This window comes from Cellulomonas sp. C5510, assembly GCF_019797765.1.
GTDB lineage: Bacteria > Actinomycetota > Actinomycetes > Actinomycetales > Cellulomonadaceae > Cellulomonas.
In genome coordinates, this window is the sequence record NZ_CP081862.1 from 2,958,632 (window position 1) to 2,976,683 (window position 18,052).

An 18,052-nucleotide genomic window follows, 5' to 3' on the forward strand; every position below is an offset into this window, starting at 1 on the left:
CGGCAGGGTGCGGGCGCCCTACGCCACCGGGTCGTCCGGGCCGTAGGGCACGAGCCGCAGCGTCCGGGCGTCGGCCTCGACCACGCGCGCGGCGACCGCGCGCAGCGACTCCTCCGTGTCCGTCCCGGCGCGGACGAACCGCCCCGACAGCGCGTCGAGCCGCCCGGAGCCGAACGCGTCGACGAGGGCGACGGTGTCCTCCACCGGCGTCCACTGCGTGCGGTCGTCGTGCAGCGGCATCCCCCGGGTCATGTCGGTGACGACGACGCCGGGCGCGACGTCCAGCACCCGCACGCCGCGGTCCGCGTACTGGCGGTCGATCATGGTGGTCAGCCGCGCGAGCGCGCCCTTGCTGATGCCGTAGCCGGTGTAGACGGGAGACGGGCGGTGCCCGGACCCGGAGTTGATGTTCACCACGTACCCCGTCCCGCGCGCGAGCATGCCGGGCAGCACGGCGTGGCTGAGCAGCAGCGGGCCGCGCACGTTGGTCTCGATGACGCGCCACACGTCGTCCGGGTCGTCGCGGACCAGGTCGACCTCCTGGTGCTCGATCACGCCGGCGTTGTTGACGAGCAGCCCGACGCCGCCCTGCGCCGCGAAAGCCGCCTCCACGCGGGCGACGGCCGCCACCACCGCCGCGCGGTCCACCACGTCGGCGACCTCCGTCAGGACGTGGGCGCCGGGCCGGGCGGCGACCGCCTCAGCCGCGACGTCCGCCAGCGGCTCGGGGCTGCGGCCGAGCAGCGCCACGTCCCACCCGGCCCCCACCAGCCCGAGGACGAGGCCACGGCCGATCCCTCGTCCGGCTCCGGTCACGACGGCAGTGCGCGGGGTGGTCGTCATGCCCCCATCGTCGCGCACCGGCACGTCGCTCGGCATACTGGCGCCACCCGCGACGTTCGGGACGAGAGCGCCGGGCCCACGGACGGCCCGCCCGCGCGCCCGCCCGACCGCCGACCGCTGGGAGCCGCCCGTGGCCACCGACGCCATCGACCCCGCCCGCTCCGTCCCGGGTCCCCCGCTGCGCCTGCGGCTGCCGTCGGTGAGCCCGTCGGTCCGGGACTTCCTGGCCACGGAGGCCGGGAGCGCGGTGTTCCTGCTGGCGGCGACCGTGGTGGCGCTGGTCTGGTCGAACTCCCCGCTGTCGGGGGCGTACGACGCGCTGTGGTCGACGTCGGCCGGGTTCCACGTCGGCGGGGTCGGCCTGGACCTCGACCTGCACCACTGGGTGAACGACGCGGCGATGGCGGTGTTCTTCTGCGTCGTCGGCCTGGAGATCAACCGCGAGGTCACCAGCGGTGAGCTGCGCGACCGGCGCACGGTGGCCGTCCCGGCGCTGGGTGCGCTCGGGGGCCTGGTGGTGCCCGCGCTGATCTACCTGGTGTTCACCGCGGGCACCGAGGCCGCGCACGGCTGGGGCGTCGTGATGTCCACCGACACGGCGTTCCTCGTCGGCATCCTCGCGCTGTTCGGCCCCGCGTGCCCCGACCGGCTGCGGCTGTTCCTGCTGACGCTGGCGATCGTCGACGACATCGGCGCGATCACCGTCATGGCGGTGTTCTACAACGACGGCGTGGACCTGGCGGCCCTCGGCGTCGCGGGGGCGCTCGTGGCGGCGCTGCTCGCGCTGCGCTGGCTCCGGGTCTGGCGGCTCGCGCCGTACGCGCTGGTGGGCGTCGCGCTGTGGCTGGCCGTGAACGCGTCCGGCGTGCACGCGACGCTCGCCGGGGTGCTGGTCGGGCTGCTGCTGCCGTCGCGGGCGATGCCGCGGTCGCACGTCGAGCAGGTCCCGCAGTGGGCCGACGGGCTGGTGGCGGACACCACCGCAGACCGGGAGCACCTGACGGAGCTCGCCGCGCGGGCGGCGGTGCCGGCGAGCGAGCGGCTGCAGCGCGTGCTGCACCCCTGGTCGGCATTCGTGGTGGTGCCGGTGTTCGGGCTGGCGAACGCCGGCGTCCGGCTGGACGGCGAGGCGCTGCGCGCGGCGGCGACGTCGCCGGTGACGATCGGCGTCGCGGTGGCGCTGGTCGCGGGCAACACGATCGGCATCACGGGGGCGGCCACGCTCGCGATCCGCACGGGCCTGGGGCGCCTGCCCGGCCGCGTGCGGTGGGGCCACCTGGTGGGCGGCGCCGTGCTCGCCGGCATCGGCTTCACCATCTCGCTGTTCATCGCGGAGCTCGCCTTCGAGGGCGAGCTGCGGGAGCAGGCGAAGATCGGCATCCTCGCGGGCTCGCTGGTGGCGGCGGTGCTCGGCACGGTGCTGCTGCGGATCCTCGGCGACCGGCTGCCGCTGTGCTCCCCCGACGACGACCCCCCGCCCGCGCTCCCGCCGCGGCCCTGGGGACCGGGCACCGCCTGAGCGCCGCACCGCTCAGGCCGGACCGCTCAGACCGGGCCGCCCACGCCGGGTGCCGCCCCGGCGACGGCCGTCCGCAGCGCGTCCAGGTCGAGGCGTCCGCGGTACTGCTCGTCCTGGACGAACAGGGTCGGGGTCCCGCGGACGCCGAGCCCGAGCCCGGCGACGTAGTCGGCCTCCACCAGGTCCGCGAAGCGCTGCGCGCCCGGGCCGGCGACGGTGCCGGGCTCCAGGCCGAGTCGCGCCCCGGCGGCGCGCAGGTCCGGCTCCGTCAGCCGGTCCTGCTGCGCGAACAGCGCCCGCTGCATCTCCCAGAACAGGCCCTGCTCCGCGGCGGCCTCGGCGGCCAGGGCCGCCACGAGGGCGTGCGGGTGCACCTGGAAGAGCGGGAAGTGCCGCCAGACGAGCCGCACGCCGCCGCCGGACTCCTCGACGAGGCGGCGCAGCACCGGCTCCGCCTGCCGGCAGTACGGGCACTCGAGGTCCCCGAACTCGGTGATCGTCACGGGGGCGGCGGGGTCCCCCAGCACGAGGCGCGCGTCGGGCATGCGCCCAGCATCGCCGATCAGCGCGGCCGCATCGGGGGGCTCGCCGTGCCGGCTCCCCGCACGATGCCCGCCACGAGCTCCCGCATCGCCTGCACGCCGCTGTACCGCGGGCGGAACCCGAGCTCGCGCTCGGCGCGGCTCGTGTCCATCACGGGAGCGGAGGCCCCCATGTCGAACCAGCCCGGTCCGACCGGGACCACGCGCGCGTGCCAGCCGGCGGTCATGGCCGCCCGGACGGGGCCGTGCGGGACCTCCCGCCACCGGCCCCGGCTCACGACGTCCGCGACGTCGGCGGCACGCACGACTCCCGGCCCGGCGACGTTGAACGGCCCGGCCGCCTGCCGCACGACCGCCTCGCGGAACGCGTCCGCCAGGTCGTCGGCGTGCACGGCCTGCAGCCGGAACCCGGCGGGCCACGGCAGGAGCGGCAGCCGGTTGCCGAGCAGCCGGCCGGGGACGAACGGGCCGAGGAAGTACCGCTGGATCTCGTGCCCGGCGGCGTGCTGGAACACCAGCGCCGGCCGCAGCCGGGCGATCGTCAGCGCGGGGTGGCGCAGCTCCGCCTCGTCCAGCAGCCGCTCGACCGCGACCTTGTCCACGCTGTAGTCCGAGGAGCGCACGCCGCCCGTGTCCCAGCCCTCGTCGCGCGGCTCGTCCCCGTACGACGGCGAGTACGCCCCGACGGACGACGCGACCACGAGGTGCGGCACCTGGGCCTCGACGACCGCGGCGAGCACCCGGCGCATGCCGTCGACGTTGACCCGGCGGAGCGCGTCGCGGTCGTGGCTGGGCTGGATGAGCCAGGCCAGGTTCACGACGGCGTCCGCACCCGCGACGAGGGCGGCGAGCCGGCGCACCACGGGGCCGTCCGGCCCGCGGGCGCCCACGTCGGCCGCGGACCACTCCACGGTGTCGTAGGGGGCCGGGGGAGGGCCCTGCGGCACACGCCGGACGACGCCGGCGACGGACGTCACGGTCCCGTCGTCGCGGAGCCGCCGCAGCAGCGCCGTGCCGACGTTGCCGCTCGCGCCGAGCACGACGACCCTCACCGGTCGCCGCCGCCCCGTCCGCCGCCCGGCTCGGCCTCCCGGGCGAACGCCTGCTCGCGGGCGACCGCCCCGAGCCGCGTGAGGGTCTCCGCCTGCTCGTCCGCCTGCGCGAGCAGCCGCGCGAGGCGCTCGCGGCCCAGCCCGAGCTCGTCCGCCCAGGCGTCGAGCGTCTCCCAGAGCCCGCGCTTGCCGACGACGGCCGCGCGCATCAGGTCGAGCTCGATCACCGCGGACAGCGGCGAGGGGTTCGTGAGCCGGCCGTTCGGCTTCAGCCGGCCCGCACGCTCCGCCACCGCGACGCCGAGGCGCTTGAGCGCGCTCGGGCGGGCATCCAGCCGGTAGGCCGTCTCGCGCAGCCACTCGCGCTCGTCGTCGACCTCGCGGGCGATGCGCGCGAGCGCGGGCCCGAGCGGCGTCTGCGCGTAGGCGTCGGCCATGCGGGCGAACCGGGCGCTGCCGCCCGTCGCCCCGGCCAGGTGGTCCCCGAGGTAGGTCTGCAGCAGCGAGCGGTCGAGCCGGCGCGCGGGGCTCACGGCGAGTCGGCGCCGCCGCCGGCCGCGTCGTCGCGTGGGTTCAGGTTGGCCGGCTCCGCGTCCGTGTCGGCGTCCGTGCCGGCATCGCCACCGGCCTCAGCGCCCTCGCGCGGGTTGAGCATGGCCGGGTCGGAGTCCGGGTCCTCGGCGGGGTCGTAGCCGGTGCCGGTGGTGTCGTCGGTGCTCATCTGCCCACGGTCGCACCGGGGGCCCGGACCCGCACGTCGTGGGACGGGTCGCCCCTCACCCGGGACCTGGGTCCCTGGTGTCCACGGGCCGGGGATGGTGCGCGCGGCGCCGGGCTCGGCGGATAGCATCGAGCGGTGTCCTCGAGTGCTGAACCGGTCGACGTCGTCCTGGTCGGTGGCGGCATCATGTCCGCCACCCTCGCCGCGCTGCTCTCGCAGCTCGAGCCCTCGTGGCGCATCGAGGTCGTGGAGCGGCTCGACGGGATCGCCCTGGAGAGCACCGACGCCTGGAACAACGCCGGCACGGGTCACGCCGCGCTCTGCGAGCTGAACTACACGCCCGAGCGCCCCGACGGCAGCATCGACATCGCCAAGGCCGTGACGATCAACGAGCAGTTCCAGCTCTCCACCGAGCTGTGGGACCACCTGCGCGACGCGGGGATGCTGCCGGACGACGGGTACCGCTCGCCCGTCCCGCACCTGACGTTCGTGCGGGGCGCGGACGACGTCGACTACCTGCGACGGCGGCACGCCGCCCTGACCGCGCACCCGCGGTTCGCCCACCTCGAGTACACCGAGGACCCGGGGACGATCGCGCAGTGGGCCCCGCTCGTCATGGCGGGCCGCGACCCGCAGGAGCCCGTCGCCGCGACGCGGGCGTCCGACGGGCTGGACGTGGACTACGGCGCCCTCGCCCGGCAGCTCATCGACGCCGTCGTCGCGCGGGGCGCGCGCGTCCGCCTCCAGCACGAGGTCCGCCGGATCCGCCGGCGCCGGGACGGCGGCTGGCGGCTCCACCTGGTGGACCGTTCCTGGAACGCCAGCCCGCGGCGCACCACGCTCGACGCCCGGTTCGTCTTCATCGGCGCGGGCGGCGGCGCGCTGCGGCTGCTGCAGGCGTCGGGGATCGACGAGATCCGGGGCTACGGCGGCTTCCCGATCAGCGGGCAGTTCCTGCGCACCACCGACCCCGCGCTCGTCGGGCAGCACCGCGCGAAGGTCTACGGCAAGGCAGCCGTCGGCTCGCCGCCGATGTCGGTGCCGCACCTCGACACGCGCGTGGTCGGCGGTTCTCCCGCCCTGCTGTTCGGGCCCTACGCGGGGTGGAGCATGAAGTTCCTCAAGCAGGGCTCGTGGACCGACCTGCTGCGGACCGTCCGCCCCGGGAACCTCGTGCCCCTCGTCGCGGTCGCGCTGCACAACCTCGACCTGCTGAAGTACCTGGTCACCGAGGTCCTCGCCTCGCGCGGGGCGAGGATGCGCAGCCTGCGGGCGTTCATGCCGACGGCGCGCGACTCGAGCTGGGAGCTCATCACCGCCGGGCAGCGTGTGCAGGTCATCAAGCGGGGCCGGGGCGGCGGTGTCCTGGAGTTCGGGACGGAGCTGGTCACCGCGGCCGACGGCTCGATCGCCGGGCTGCTCGGCGCCTCCCCCGGGGCGTCGACCGCGGCGTCCGCGATGCTGGACCTGCTGCGCCGCTGCTTCCCGCAGCGCTACGCCACCTGGGAGGCGGAGCTGGTGCGCATGATGCCGAGCCTCATCGAGGACGGTCCGGACGCCACGGACGCGGGCGCGGCGCACGCCGACCCGGACCTCGAGACCCACGACCCGACGGAGCCCGGCGGGGCTCCCGCGGGGGAGCAGGGCCCGGGCCGGACGGCCGCGGACGTGGCACCGGCCACGGGCCCGGCGGAGCGTGAGCAGGCCGGGGACGGGGACTCCGGCCCGCGGTCGCGGGCCCCGGGGCGCCGGCCCGCGCGGCCCGCCCTGCCCCGACGGCGGGACACCCCGGTCGCCTGATCGCCCGGTCGGGTGCACGGTGGCTCGATGAGAGCCCTCGTCCTGAACTGCACGCTGAAGCCGTCGCCGCAGCCGTCGAACACCGACGCCCTCGCCCGCGTGGTCGCGGACGCCCTCGTCGGGCACGGGGTGGAGGTCGCCACCGTCCGCCTGGTCGACCACCACGTCCCGCCCGGCGTCGAGTCCGACCTCGGCGAGGGCGACGACTGGCCCGCCGTCCGCGCCCGCATCCTCGAGTCCGAGATCCTGGTGGTCGCGACCCCCACCTGGGTCGGCCACCCGTCGTCGGTCGCGCAGCGGGCGCTGGAGCGCATGGACGCGATGATCTCCGAGACCGACGACGAGGGCCGACCCGTGGCCTACAACCGGGTGGCCGGCGTGGTGGTGACGGGGAACGAGGACGGCGCGCACCACGTGATCTCGGAGATCGCGGGCGGCCTCGTGGACATCGGGTTCACGATCGCGCCGCAGGCCTGGACCTACTGGAACCGTGGGCCGGGACCCGGACCGGACTACTCCGCCACGGACGACGGCCACGAGTGGAGCGCGTCGACCGGGCGCGCGATGGCGCAGAACCTCGTCGGGGTGGCGCGGGCGCTCGCCGGTGCTCCGCTGGGCCCGCCGGCGTCGTAGCCCGGGCAGACGGGTGGCCCGGCCGAGCCGCCCCCTGCGGGCTCGGACGGGCCACCTCACGGCAGGCCGGTGCCCTCCACACCGTCCGGCCGTACACCCGTGAGATCCGCAGGGGGACCCGGTCTGTCACACGCGGGACGTGTGACGTGCATCACATGGCGTCACAGGCCCATGTCGAGCACCACGCGCCCGTCGATCGCGCCCGTCTCCATCCGCGTGAAGATGTCGTTCACGGCGTCCAGCGGCCGGAGCTCGTACTTGGTGCGCACCACCCCGCGGGCGAAGAAGTCGATCGCCTCCAGCATGTCCAGACGGGTGCCGACGATCGAGCCGCGCACCGTGAGCCCGCGCAGGACGGTGTCGAAGATCGACAGCGGGAAGGTCCCCGGCGGCAGACCGACCAGCGACACCGTCCCGCCCCGGCGCAGCATCGACAGCGCCTGCGGGAAGGTCGACTCGCTCACCGCGGTGACGAGCGCCGCGTGCGCCCCGCCGACGAGGTCGTGCACGGCCTCGCCCGGGTCGCCGTCGCGGTAGTTCACGACCAGCTCGGCGCCGTACTCGAGCGCCGAGGCGCGCTTGCTCTCGGAGCCCGTCACCGCGATGACCCGGTAGCCCATCGCGGCGGCGTACTGGATCGCCATGTGGCCCAGCCCGCCGATGCCCGACACGACCACCCAGTCGCCGGGGTGCGCGTCCGCCACCTTGAGGCCCTTGTAGACCGTGACCCCGGCGCACAGCACGGCCGTGAGGCCCGCCGCGTCGACGCCCTCCGGGATCCGCGGGGCGTACCGGGAGTCGACCAGCATGTACTCGGCGAACGAGCCGTCCACGGAGTAGCCGGAGTTCTGCTGGCGGGTGCACAGGGTCTCCCAGCCGCGCAGGCAGTCGCGGCAGGTGCCGCACGCGGTGGCCAGCCAGGCGTTGCCCAGCCGGTCACCGACCTGCACGTCGTGCACCTCCGAGCCGACGGCGACCACGCGGCCGACGCCCTCGTGGCCCGGCACGAACGGCGGCGTCGGCTTCACCGGCCAGTCGCCGTGCGCCGCGTGCAGGTCGGTGTGGCACACGCCGGAGTAGTCGACCTTCACGAGCGCCTCGTGCGGTCCCGGGACGGGGACCGGGCGCTCCTCCACCACCAGAGGGGCTCCGAGTTCGCGGACGACGGCGGCCTTCATCATCTCGGGCACGGCAGATCTCCTTCGACACTGCGCGTCGCGCGGGAGCGCGCACTTTGTGAACGCGGTCACGAGCAACGTAGCGCCGCCGCGCGTCCCACGTCACGGGACCTCCGGCCCAGCGGGCGGGCCGTCCGACCTGCGGATGCGCGCCCGCCGCTCGGCTGACACCGTGGGGGCATGACCGCCAGGCTGCTGCTCGTCCGGCACGGGGAGAGCGAGGGGAACGTCGCCGCCACGCGCGCCGAGCGCGCCGGCGACGAGACCGTCGGGGTGACCACCCGCGACGCGGACACCCCGTTGTCCGCGACCGGCGAGGAGCAGGCGCGCGCGCTCGGCGAGCACCTCGCGACGCTGACCCCGCCCCGCGCCCCGCAGGCGCTGTGGTGCTCGCCCTACGTGCGGGCGCGGCGCACCGCGGAGCTGGCGGTCGCCGAGGCCGGGCTCGACCTGCGGCCCGTCGTCGACGAGCGGCTCCGCGACCGGGAGCTCGGCGTCCTGGACGGGCTCACCAGCCACGGTGTGTCGGCACGGTTCCCCGACGAGGCGACCCGCCGCGACCGTCTCGGCAAGCTCTACTACCGGCCACCGGGCGGGGAGTCGTGGGCGGACGTCGCGCTCCGGCTCCGGTCGCTGCTGGCGGACCTGGTCCGCGCCGAGTCCGGCACCGACCGCACCGTGCTCGTGGTCTGCCACGACGCGGTGATCTGGCTGCTGCGCTACGTCGCGGAGGGCATGACCGAGGAGGAGCTCATGGTCCAGGTCGCCGAGCACAGCGTGCGCAACGCGTCGCTCACGGAGCTGACCCGCGCGGACGGCCGGTGGCGCGTCGAGACGTTCGACGACGTGTCGCACCTGACCGCGCAGGACGAGCCCGTGACCGAGCACCCGGGGCAGGGCGATGACTGAGGCGCCCGCCCTGACCCCGCGCCTGCTCCGCGGCTGGCCGCTGCCCGCCCGCGACGGCGCGAAGGACGACCGCGGCGGCGTCCTGGTCGTCGGAGGTGCGCGCCGCACCCCCGGCGCGGCCGCCCTGGCCGGGCTCACCGCCCTGCGGATCGGCGCGGGCCGCCTCACGCTCGCCGTCGCGGGCTCCGTCGCGACCGCTCTCGCGGTGGCGACGCCCGAGTCCGGCGTGCTCTCCCTGCCGGAGGACGCCGACGGCTCACCGACCGGGGAGCTGCCGCCGCACCTCGCCGACGAGCTCCGCCGGGCGGACGCCGTGGTCGTCGGCCCCGGCCTCGACGAGCCCGAGGGCAGCGCCCGCCTGGTGCGCGGCGTGCTCGCGGAGCTCGGGGACGCCGACGACGCCCCGGCCCTCCTGCTGGACGCGTTCGCGCTCGGCGTGCTGCCGGGGATGGCGGACGAGGTGCGGCTGCCACCCGGCCGCGTGGTGCTGACCCCGAACCTCGCCGAGGCCTCGCGGCTGCTCGACGGCGACGCCCCGCCGCCGGAGGAGGCCGCCGCGCGCGTGGCGCGACGCTGGGACGCGGTCGTCACCTGCGCCGGGCGGGTGGCCCACCCCGACGGACGCGTGTGGGCGTCGGCCACGGGCTACGCGGGTCTGGGCACGTCCGGCAGCGGCGACGTGCTGGCCGGCGCCGTGGCGGGCCTCCTGGCCGCCGGGTGCGCCCCCGAGCAGGCCGCCTGCTGGGGCACCGCCGTGCACGGCGCCGCGGGAGACCGCCTCGCCGCGCGCGTGGGCCCGCTCGGCTACCTGGCTCGCGAGCTCGCCGACGAGGTGCCCGCCGTGCTGGTGGAGCTCCAGGCCTGACTCAGCGGCGCGCCGCGGGGCCACCGACCTCTCCGACCATGTCCGAGGTCACGACGTACCGGAACTGCGTGACGGTCGGCTCGGCGAACCCGAGCACCTGCGAGGACAGCACGACCTCCTCGAGGCCCGACAGCCGTCCCGTCCCGCGGTCCACCAGCAGCACCCGCACCGTCGGGTCGAGGTCGGTCGGCGCGCCCGGCACCGACACCGCCACGGCGCGCCGGCCCGTGCGGTCCACGACCTCGCCCGCCAGGGTCACCCCCGGCTCGTCCGCGAGCGCCTCCCACACGGCCGCCTCGACGTCCGACGGCAGCACGTACCGGGCGGAGAGGTCCGTGACCGCGCGGTACAGGCACCACGCCCCGGCGTCCGCGGGGGCGTCGGGGCCGCAGCCGGTGGCGGCGAGCGGGGCGCGCAGCTGGGCACGGAGCGTGTCCGGGTCGAGCGACAGCCCCGTGACCAGGTCCGGGTCGACGGAGCCCGCGCGCAACCGGTCCACCGCGGCCTCGGCCGGGCTGGTGTCGACCGCCCCGAGCCGCCCGGCCGCGTCGAGGTGCGTCCCGCGCCACTCCACCGAGACGAGCGAGCCGTCCGGCCCCAGCCACGACTCGACCACCGTCGGGTCGACGGTCGAGTCCGCTGTGCCGTCCCACTGCGCGTTCGTGCTGAGGAGCCACGACTGCGACAGGGTGTGCTGCACCTGCCCGCGCGGCTCCGGGTCCACCTGGGCGTCCGCGACCGCCGCGAGCTCCAGCAGGGTCTCCCGCGCAGGCTCGCCGGCGCCCTGCGCCAGGTCGTCGGGGTCCAGCGGGTACGCCAGCATCGGCGGCGAGCCGGTGGCGACGGCGGGAGCCGGGGTCCGCAGCTCCGACAGCCCGAAGCCCGCGGCGACGGCCACGGCCGCCGCCGCACCGGTGGCGGCCAGCCACCACGGCCGCACCCGCCGCGCACGCAGCGGCACGACGGGAGCGGGCGCCGCCTCGGCGTCCGTGCGCACCGGTCGGGGGGCGGGGGCCCGGCCGTCCGGATCCCCCGCGCCCGCGTCCGCCGCCAGGATCCGGGCGATCGCCGCGTCGTCGGCGGCGGCGCCCCGTCGGTCGGCGGGGTCGGTGCCGTCGACCACCGTGCCCAGTCCCTGCGCGTGCAGGACGGCGCGCAGGGCGGCCACCTCGGCGAGGGCGGCCTTCCGGTCGTCGTCGGTGCTCATCGGCCTCTCCTCTCCTGCTCGGTGCTGCTCGGGAACGCGGTGCCGGCGCTGCGGGTGGTGCGGTCGGTGCTCGTACCCTCGGCGGCGCCGTGGTCCGTGCCGGCGACGCCGTCGGCCGCGAGCAGCGCCCCCAGCCGGGCGCGCGCCCGGCTGAGCCGCGAGGTCAACGCGGTGACCGAGCAGCCGAGCACCTCGGCGGCCTCGGTCGGTGTCAGCCCCGCCCAGACGGTCAGGGCCATCGCCTCGCCCTCGGCGGGCGGGAGGGCGGCGAGCAGCCGGCGCGCACGGTCCGCGGCGGCGAGGGCGTCGGCGGGGTCGCCGGGCACCGGGCGGGTGGGCTCCAGGGCGGCGACGCGGGAGAGCGTCGCGAGGCCGCGGCCGTGCTGCTCCCGCACGTGCAGGATCTTGTTCCGCGCGACGCCGAACACCCAGGGTCGGAGCTGCTCGGGCTCCCGGGGCGCCTCGCGCCAGCGGCGCCAGACGACGAGGAAGGTCTCGGACACGACGTCCTCCGCCAGCCCGTCAGGGACCTGGCGCCGGGCGTACCCGCGGACCTGCGGCGCGAGCACGCGGTAGGCAGCGGCGAACGCCGCGGCGTCGTCCTCCCCTGCCGCGTCGGCTGGCCCAGCCCCCTCGTCGCCGCCCGTCCCCACGCCACCTTCAGATCGCTCGCTAACACGTCGTGGCTGTCATGGTACGGATCGAGGCGCTGCCCACCGAGACGGCGCCGTTCTGCTGACCGTTGTTCCAGCAGCGGATGCTGCCGGAGCCGCCGGTGCCGGAGTACATGCGGACGTCGACCCCCATGCGGTTCCAGACGGAGCCGGCGACGGGGACGGTCGTGTCCTGCAGGCCGACCGAGGCGGTCGACCAGAAGGACCCGCTGTAGTTCGTGCCGGACCAGACGCAGAAGCGGCCGCTGGCGCACTGGCCGCTGGACCGCGCCCCGACGGAGACGTCCTCGTCGGCCTGGGCGACGGGCGCGAGGGCGGTCAGCGCGAGCGCGACGGCGGCGACGGCGGCGAAGCGGGCACGGCGGGTCCGGCGGGAGGTCTCCATGCCCTGCTCATCCCGCGCGTGCGCCCGGGCGTCACGGACCGCCCGTGTGAGATGCGTCACATGCCGGGCAGCCGCAGCTCGGCCCGGAGGCCCGCGCCCCCGGCGCCGTCCGCGGGGACGGCCCCGGCGCCGTCCGTGAGCACGACGTCGCCGCCGAGCTCACGCGCGACCTCCCGGGCGATCGCCAGGCCGAGCCCGCTCCCCCCGGCTGCCCGCGCCCGGGCGTCGTCCAGCCGCACGAAGCGCTCGAACACCCGCTCCCGGTCGGCCGCCGGGACGCCCGGCCCGTCGTCGACGACGGCCACGCGACCGTCCGCCACCAGCACCCGCACCGCGGACCGGGCGTGGCGCAGCGCGTTGTCGGCGAGGTTGCGGACCACCCGACCGACGGCCGCCGCGTCGCCTCGCGCCCGGCCCCCGCCCACGACCTCGGCCCGCACGTCGGCGCGCCCCGCCGCCGCGACCGCGAGCGCGAGGGCGTCGCGCGCGACCTCGCCGAGGTCCACCTGCTGCGAGGCCGGCGGCCGGGAGCCGACTCTCGCGAGCAGCAGCAGGTCGTCGACGAGCGCCTGCATGCGGGCGACCTCGTCGCCGAGCTCCGCCACGAGCTCGTCCCGCGCGTACACCTCCGGGTGGGCCCGCGCGACGTCGAGCGTCGCGCCGAGCGCCGCGAGCGGGGTGCGGAGCTCGTGCGCCGCGTCGGCGACGAACGAGCGCTGCCGGTCGGCCGCGACCTCGAGCCGGTCGAGCATCTCGTTGAGCGTGCGGGCGAGAGCCCCCACCTCGTCGTCCGTCCCCGGGTCGGGCAGCGCCCCGGGGCCACCGGCCCGGGCGACCTGCGCGGCGGCCGACCTCAGCCGCTCCACGGGCCGCAGCGCGCGGCCGAGGGCCAGCCAGATGGCGAGTGCGAGGACGGCGGTGAGCACGGGGACGACCCCGACGAGCGACAGCCGCAGCGCCCGCACGAGCCCCTGGACCTCGGCGAGCGGCACCGTCGCGACGACCACGGCACCGGCGCCGGGGTCGGGCACCGCCACGGCCACGCGCGCGGCGCGGTCGTACGCGGTCGCGGCGCCCACCACCACGGGCGCCCGCTCGCGGAGGCCGGCGAGCTCCGCAGCGGGCAGGACCGGCAGGGTGCGGCTCGCCGTCGGCGACGTCGCCACCACCCGGCCACGCGCGTCGAGGACCTGCACGATCTCGCCCGGCTCGGCGACGGGCAGCGCGTCGGGCACCTGGTCGCCCGCGACGAGCGCCGCGACCGTCGCCGCCCGTGCGCGGACGACGTCGTCGAGCGCCGCGACCCGGCTGCGCTGCACCACAGCGCTCAGCAGCACGGCGCCGACCGCGAGCGCCAGGCACAGCAGCCCGGCGGTCACCACCGTGAGCCGCGCGCGCAACGACCAGCGGCGGACGGGGATCACCCGCCGACCCGGTAGCCCGCGCCCCGGACCGTCCGCACCGCGTCCCGGCCGAGCTTGCGCCGCAGGTAGCCGACGTAGACCTCGACGACGTTGCCGTCCTCGCCCGGGCCGTCCCAGACGTGGTCGCGCAGCTCCACCTTGCCCACCACGCGGTCGGCGTTCCGCATGAGGTACTCGAGCAGCGCCAGCTCCCGGGCGGTGAGGTCGACGGACGCGCCGGCGACGGTCACCGTGCGGGCCGCCGGGTCCAGCACGAGGTCCCCGGAGGTCAGCACCGCCGGCCGCACCTGCGCGGGCCGACGCAGCAGCGCGCGCAGGCGGGCGACCAGCACCACGAACGAGAACGGCTTGGTCAGGTAGTCGTCGGCGCCCACGTCCAGCCCGTCGGCGACGTCGTGCTCCCCGTCCTTGGCGCTCAGCATGAGCACCGGGGTGGTGACACCGGCCCCCCTCAGCGCGGTGACGACGTCGTAGCCGTTGCGCCGCGGCAGCATCACGTCGAGCACCAGCACGTCGTAGTCCCGGTCGGTCGCGAGCTCCAGGCCGGTCTGCCCGTCGTACGCGACGTCGACAGCGAAGCCCTCGGCCGTCAGGCCGCGGCGCAGGGCGCTCACCAGCCCGCGTTCGTCGTCCACCACCAGCACCCGCACCCCGGCAGCATGGCACCCGGCGGGCGGCACCGGCAGAGCGAGGGCCGGGCGCCTCTCAGCGTCCCCTCAGCGTCGGCACGGCACAGTGGGTGCCATGTCCGAGACCCGTGCCCGCCGCACCTTGTCCCCCCGCGCCCGCTGGGCCGTGCCCGGCGTGGTCGCCGCCGCCGTGGCCGCCGCGATCGGGGTGCCGGCGCTGGCGACCGCCGACTCCTCCGGCCTGCCCGACGTCGACCCGCAGGAGCTGCTCTCCCGGGTCGCCGCCGCGGAGCCGACCCCCGTGCAGGGGACCGTGGTGTACACCGCGCGCCTCGGCCTGCCCGAGCTGCCGGTCTCGGAGATGACCGGCGCGGACCCGGTGAACCTGCTCGGCGGCTCCTCCACGCTGCGCGTGTGGTCGGACGGCGGCGACCGCTCCCGGGTGGCGCTGCTCGGGGCGACGTCCGAGTACTCCGTGGTGCGCGACGGCGCGCAGGCGTGGACGTACTCCTCCACCGACGACGCCGTGACGCACTACCGGCTCGACGAGGCCGGGCAGGCCCGGTACGACGCGCTGGCCGGGCAGCTCGGCTCCGGGGCGACCCCGCCCGCCGCGGCGGACCTCCCCACTCCCGACGAGGCCGCGTCGCAGGTGCTCGCGCGCGCCGAGGAGGACTCCGCGGTGACGGTCGACCGGCCGACGACCGTCGCGGGCCGCGACGCCTACCAGCTCGTGGTCAGCCCCGAGGACGACGCCTCGCTCGTGTCCCGCGTGGTCGTGGCGGTGGACGCCGAGACGTCCGCCCCGCTGCGGGTGCAGGTGTGGGCGACCGCCGACGACGCGGCGCCGTCGCTCGAGGTCGGCTTCACCGATGTCGCGTTCACCACCCCGGACGACTCGGTGCTGGCGTTCTCGGCACCCGCCGGGGCGAGCACCGAGGAGGTCGTCGTGCCGCTGCCGGACGGCGACCCCGCCGCCGTCACGGATCCGGACCACGCCGCCCTGCCGGACGGCGTCGCCGTCACCGGCTCCGGGTGGTCGAGCGTCGTGGAGCTGGCGGACGTCGACGTCGCGGGCCTCGTCGGCGGCGACACGGACTCGCTCGCCACCGTCCCGGGGGCCGACCGGGTGCTGGGCTCCGAGCACGCGCAGGACCTGGTGCAGGAGTTCGTCCCGACCGACGAGGACGGCAAGGTCACCCGCCCGGGCCTCGACGGGGCCGCGCTGTACGAGCAGCTCACGACCGAGGTCCCCGAGGGCCGCCTGCTGTCGTCGACCCTGCTGAGCGTCCTGGTCACCGACGACGGCCGGGTGCTGGTGGGCTCCGTCCCCGCGGACGTGCTGCGCGCGGCGGCATGACCGTCGCCCCCGACCCCGGGCCGCCGTCGCAGGACGTGCCGGGTGAGAACGGTGACCTGGCCGTCCGGACCGCGGGCCTGACCAAGCGGTTCCGGTCCGGCCAGGTCGCCGTCGACGGGATCGACCTGGCCGTGCCGCGGGGCGCCGTCTACGGGTTCCTCGGGCCCAACGGCTCCGGGAAGACGACGACCATCCGCATGCTGCTCGGCCTCGCCCGGCCGACCGCCGGGCGGGCCTGGCTGCTCGGCTCGGCGATCCCCGAGGACGCGGCCCGGGTGCTGCCGCGGGTCGGCGCCCTCGTGGAGGGACCGGCGTTCCACCCGTACCTGTCGGGCCGTGCGAACCTCGCCCGCCTGGACGCGGGCGACGCCACCGCCGACCCGCGGACGTCCCGCCGCCGGGCCGACGCGGCGCTGGACCGGGTCGGTCTCGCGGCGGCCGCGACCAAGCCCTACCGGCAGTACTCCCTGGGCATGAAGCAGCGGCTGGGTCTGGCGGCCGCCCTGCTGCAGCCCCGGGACCTGCTGGTGCTCGACGAGCCGACCAACGGTCTCGACCCGCAGGGCACCCGCGAGGTCCGGCACCTCGTGCGGGAGCTCGCGGACGGCGGGGCCACCGTGCTCGTGTCCTCCCACCTGCTCGCGGAGATCGAGCAGGTGTGCTCCCACGTCGGCATCATGAGCCGGGGCCGGCTGCTGCTCCAGGGCGAGCGCGCGGAGCTGACCGGGCGGGGGGTCGCGCGGCTGGTCGTGCGGACGCGTCCTCCCCAGGTCGGCGCGGCGGCGGACGTGCTCACCTCGCTGGGGCTCGACGACGTCCGGCCGGACGCCGGCGGGACCGTGACGGCGCTGCTGGGACCGACCCCGCCGGAGAAGGCGTCCGCCGCCCTCGTGCACGCCGGGGTCGACCTCGTCGGGATCGAGGTGGCCCGCCCGAGCCTGGAGCAGGTGTTCGTCGAGCTGACCGGGGAGGGCTTCGATGTCGCGCGCTGACGCCCCGGCGGCACCGCCGTCCGTCGCCGCCCCGGCGCCCGTCGCCTGGGGGCGCCTGCTGCGCTCGGAGCTCCGGCTGGTCTTCGGCCGGCGCCGGAACCTCGTCCTGCTCGCCGGGCTGGCGCTGGTCCCGGTGCTGCTCGGCACGGTCCTGCTCCTCACGCGCGACAGCGCGCTGGCCGGTCAGGGGCCGTCGTTCGTCGACCAGGTCACCGGCAACGGGTTGTTCCTCGTGGTGGCGGCCCTGTTCCTCTGCCTGCCGTTCCTGCTGCCGCTGTGCATCGGCATCGCGTCGGGCGACGCGGTGGCGGGCGAGGCGGCCGCCGGCACGCTGCGCTACCTGCTGGTCGTCCCGGTGCCCCGGACCCGCCTGCTGACCGTCAAGGCCGTGGCCGCGCTGGCGTTCGCCGCCGCCGCGGTGCTGTCCGTGGCGGTGACCGGACTCGTCGTGGGCGCCGCGTACTTCGGCCTGCAGGACGTGACGCTGCTGTCCGGCACCACCGTGCCCGTCGGCGACGGCGTGCTGCGGGTGCTGGGCGTCGTCGGCTACGTCGGGCTGTCGCTGACCGGGCTGGTCGCGGTCGGGCTGTTCTTCTCGACGCTCACCGAGGTCCCGGTCGGGGCCATGGCCGCCACCGTCGTCGTCGCGGTCGTCTCCACCGTGCTGGACTCGCTGCCGCAGGTGGCCGCGATCCACCCGGGCCTGCTGACCCACCACTGGTTCGACTTCGCGGAGTTCCTGCGGCTGCAGGTCGACTGGGGCGTCGTCGCCGAGGGGCTCGGGGTGCAGGCCGCGTGGGTGGCCGTGTTCGGCTCGCTGGCGTGGGCGCGGTTCACCACGGCGGACGTGACGTCCTGAGGTGACCTCCGGAGCTAGGTGAGCAGGCCGACGACGGTCGCCGCCACGGCGAGGAGGGGGACCAGGCCCTGCGACACGGCGGCCCGGGCCCGCCGGGGAGCGCCGCGCGAGCTGAGCAGCAGCACCGCGGCGGCCGCGGCCATCGCCCCGCAGCCGGCGAGCACCAGGGCCGCTCCCGCGCTCTCGTGCCCGAGGGCGGTCAGCACCACGCCGACCGCGGTCGCGAGCGCGAGGAACAGGTTGTACCAGCCCTGGTTGTACGCCATCTCGCGGGTGGCCTCCGCCTGCTCGGGCGTGGTGCCGAACGTCCGCCGGGCGCGCGGGGTGGTCCAGAGCACGGACTCGAGCACGAAGATGTAGACGTGCAGGAGCGCGGCGACGGTCGCGAGCACGAGTCCGGTGGCGATCATGCGCACCAGTGTGCGCCCGCCCACGCCCCGCACCCTCGTGTGCGGGTCCC

The 18,052-nt window shown here is 76.8% G+C and carries 20 protein-coding genes; 8 read left to right on the forward strand and 12 right to left on the reverse strand.

All coding sequences use genetic code 11. The features are described 5' to 3' along the window. Positions 1 to 18: 18 nt before the first annotated feature. Positions 19 to 843 (reverse strand): SDR family oxidoreductase, encoded by an 825-nt coding sequence (locus K5O09_RS13575; protein WP_222170029.1) that lies wholly within the window; start codon positions 841 to 843, stop codon positions 19 to 21. Positions 844 to 973: 130 nt separating this feature from the next. On the opposite strand from K5O09_RS13575, the gene nhaA reads away from it, so the two are divergent. Next, complete coding sequence (gene nhaA, locus K5O09_RS13580) at positions 974 to 2,362, forward strand: Na+/H+ antiporter NhaA (RefSeq protein WP_255595471.1); 1,389 nt, start codon at positions 974 to 976, stop codon at positions 2,360 to 2,362. 26 nt (positions 2,363 to 2,388) lie between these two features. Here nhaA and K5O09_RS13585 read toward each other — a convergent pair whose 3' ends face one another. Genes K5O09_RS13585 through K5O09_RS13600 form a run of 4 tightly spaced genes read right to left on the reverse strand, consistent with a single transcriptional unit; the run spans position 2,389 to position 4,677 of the window. After that, positions 2,389 to 2,907 carry a DsbA family protein gene (locus K5O09_RS13585; RefSeq protein WP_222170030.1) on the reverse strand — a complete coding sequence of 173 codons (519 nt, stop codon included), beginning with the start codon at positions 2,905 to 2,907 and terminating at the stop codon, positions 2,389 to 2,391. Positions 2,908 to 2,924: 17 nt separating this feature from the next. Beyond that, positions 2,925 to 3,956 (reverse strand): NAD-dependent epimerase/dehydratase family protein, encoded by a 1,032-nt coding sequence (locus tag K5O09_RS13590; protein ID WP_222170031.1) that lies wholly within the window; start codon positions 3,954 to 3,956, stop codon positions 2,925 to 2,927. After that, the gene (locus tag K5O09_RS13595) at positions 3,953 to 4,489 is read right to left on the reverse strand and encodes a hypothetical protein (RefSeq protein WP_222170032.1); all 537 of its coding nucleotides are present in this window, start codon (positions 4,487 to 4,489) and stop codon (positions 3,953 to 3,955) included. The genes K5O09_RS13590 and K5O09_RS13595 overlap by 4 nt, the downstream gene beginning before the upstream one ends. Beyond that, positions 4,486 to 4,677, reverse strand: a complete 192-nt coding sequence (locus K5O09_RS13600; protein ID WP_222170033.1) for a hypothetical protein — start codon at positions 4,675 to 4,677, stop codon at positions 4,486 to 4,488. The genes K5O09_RS13595 and K5O09_RS13600 overlap by 4 nt, the downstream gene beginning before the upstream one ends. Positions 4,678 to 4,863: 186 nt before the next feature. Between K5O09_RS13600 and mqo the strand changes: the two genes are divergently transcribed. Beyond that, positions 4,864 to 6,477 (forward strand): malate dehydrogenase (quinone), encoded by a 1,614-nt coding sequence (gene mqo, locus K5O09_RS13605; RefSeq protein WP_222172805.1) that lies wholly within the window; start codon positions 4,864 to 4,866, stop codon positions 6,475 to 6,477. A gap of 27 nt (positions 6,478 to 6,504) precedes the next feature. Continuing rightward, positions 6,505 to 7,110: a flavodoxin family protein gene (locus tag K5O09_RS13610; protein ID WP_222170034.1), complete on the forward strand. Its 606-nt coding sequence runs from the start codon at positions 6,505 to 6,507 to the stop codon at positions 7,108 to 7,110. Positions 7,111 to 7,271: 161 nt separating this feature from the next. On the opposite strand, the gene adhP is transcribed toward K5O09_RS13610, so the two are convergent. Further along, a complete protein-coding gene (gene adhP, locus K5O09_RS13615; protein WP_255596375.1) occupies positions 7,272 to 8,291 on the reverse strand; it encodes an alcohol dehydrogenase AdhP in 1,020 nt (339 codons plus the stop codon). A gap of 177 nt (positions 8,292 to 8,468) precedes the next feature. On the opposite strand from adhP, the gene K5O09_RS13620 reads away from it, so the two are divergent. Both K5O09_RS13620 and K5O09_RS13625 read left to right on the forward strand, forming a co-directional pair. After that, positions 8,469 to 9,197, forward strand: coding sequence for a histidine phosphatase family protein (locus K5O09_RS13620; RefSeq protein WP_222170035.1), 729 nt, complete (start codon positions 8,469 to 8,471; stop codon positions 9,195 to 9,197). Continuing rightward, on the forward strand, positions 9,190 to 10,062 hold the full coding sequence (locus K5O09_RS13625; RefSeq protein ID WP_222170036.1) for an NAD(P)H-hydrate dehydratase: 873 nt from the start codon (positions 9,190 to 9,192) through the stop codon (positions 10,060 to 10,062). The genes K5O09_RS13620 and K5O09_RS13625 overlap by 8 nt, the downstream gene beginning before the upstream one ends. Before the next feature lies 1 nt (position 10,063). Here K5O09_RS13625 and K5O09_RS13630 read toward each other — a convergent pair whose 3' ends face one another. Genes K5O09_RS13630 through K5O09_RS13650 form a run of 5 tightly spaced genes read right to left on the reverse strand, consistent with a single transcriptional unit; the run spans position 10,064 to position 14,402 of the window. Then, positions 10,064 to 11,269 carry a CU044_5270 family protein gene (locus K5O09_RS13630; protein WP_222170037.1) on the reverse strand — a complete coding sequence of 402 codons (1,206 nt, stop codon included), beginning with the start codon at positions 11,267 to 11,269 and terminating at the stop codon, positions 10,064 to 10,066. Next, positions 11,266 to 11,922, reverse strand: coding sequence for an RNA polymerase sigma factor (locus tag K5O09_RS13635; RefSeq protein ID WP_222170038.1), 657 nt, complete (start codon positions 11,920 to 11,922; stop codon positions 11,266 to 11,268). Before K5O09_RS13635 ends, K5O09_RS13630 begins: the two co-directional genes overlap by 4 nt. 19 nt (positions 11,923 to 11,941) lie before the next feature. After that, positions 11,942 to 12,328: a peptidase inhibitor family I36 protein gene (locus K5O09_RS13640; protein ID WP_222170039.1), complete on the reverse strand. Its 387-nt coding sequence runs from the start codon at positions 12,326 to 12,328 to the stop codon at positions 11,942 to 11,944. A gap of 56 nt (positions 12,329 to 12,384) precedes the next feature. Continuing rightward, positions 12,385 to 13,752 carry an ATP-binding protein gene (locus tag K5O09_RS13645; RefSeq protein ID WP_222170040.1) on the reverse strand — a complete coding sequence of 456 codons (1,368 nt, stop codon included), beginning with the start codon at positions 13,750 to 13,752 and terminating at the stop codon, positions 12,385 to 12,387. After that, positions 13,749 to 14,402 (reverse strand): response regulator transcription factor, encoded by a 654-nt coding sequence (locus K5O09_RS13650; RefSeq protein WP_222170041.1) that lies wholly within the window; start codon positions 14,400 to 14,402, stop codon positions 13,749 to 13,751. The genes K5O09_RS13645 and K5O09_RS13650 overlap by 4 nt, the downstream gene beginning before the upstream one ends. A gap of 94 nt (positions 14,403 to 14,496) precedes the next feature. On the opposite strand from K5O09_RS13650, the gene K5O09_RS13655 reads away from it, so the two are divergent. Genes K5O09_RS13655 through K5O09_RS13665 form a run of 3 tightly spaced genes read left to right on the forward strand, consistent with a single transcriptional unit; the run spans position 14,497 to position 17,592 of the window. After that, positions 14,497 to 15,741 carry a hypothetical protein gene (locus K5O09_RS13655; RefSeq protein ID WP_222170042.1) on the forward strand — a complete coding sequence of 415 codons (1,245 nt, stop codon included), beginning with the start codon at positions 14,497 to 14,499 and terminating at the stop codon, positions 15,739 to 15,741. Beyond that, positions 15,738 to 16,733: an ABC transporter ATP-binding protein gene (locus K5O09_RS13660; RefSeq protein WP_222170043.1), complete on the forward strand. Its 996-nt coding sequence runs from the start codon at positions 15,738 to 15,740 to the stop codon at positions 16,731 to 16,733. The genes K5O09_RS13655 and K5O09_RS13660 overlap by 4 nt, the downstream gene beginning before the upstream one ends. After that, a complete protein-coding gene (locus tag K5O09_RS13665; protein WP_222170044.1) occupies positions 16,720 to 17,592 on the forward strand; it encodes an ABC transporter permease subunit in 873 nt (290 codons plus the stop codon). The genes K5O09_RS13660 and K5O09_RS13665 overlap by 14 nt, the downstream gene beginning before the upstream one ends. 14 nt (positions 17,593 to 17,606) lie before the next feature. On the opposite strand, the gene K5O09_RS13670 is transcribed toward K5O09_RS13665, so the two are convergent. Further along, positions 17,607 to 18,002: a DUF1304 domain-containing protein gene (locus K5O09_RS13670; protein ID WP_222170045.1), complete on the reverse strand. Its 396-nt coding sequence runs from the start codon at positions 18,000 to 18,002 to the stop codon at positions 17,607 to 17,609. Positions 18,003 to 18,052: the final 50 nt, after the last annotated feature.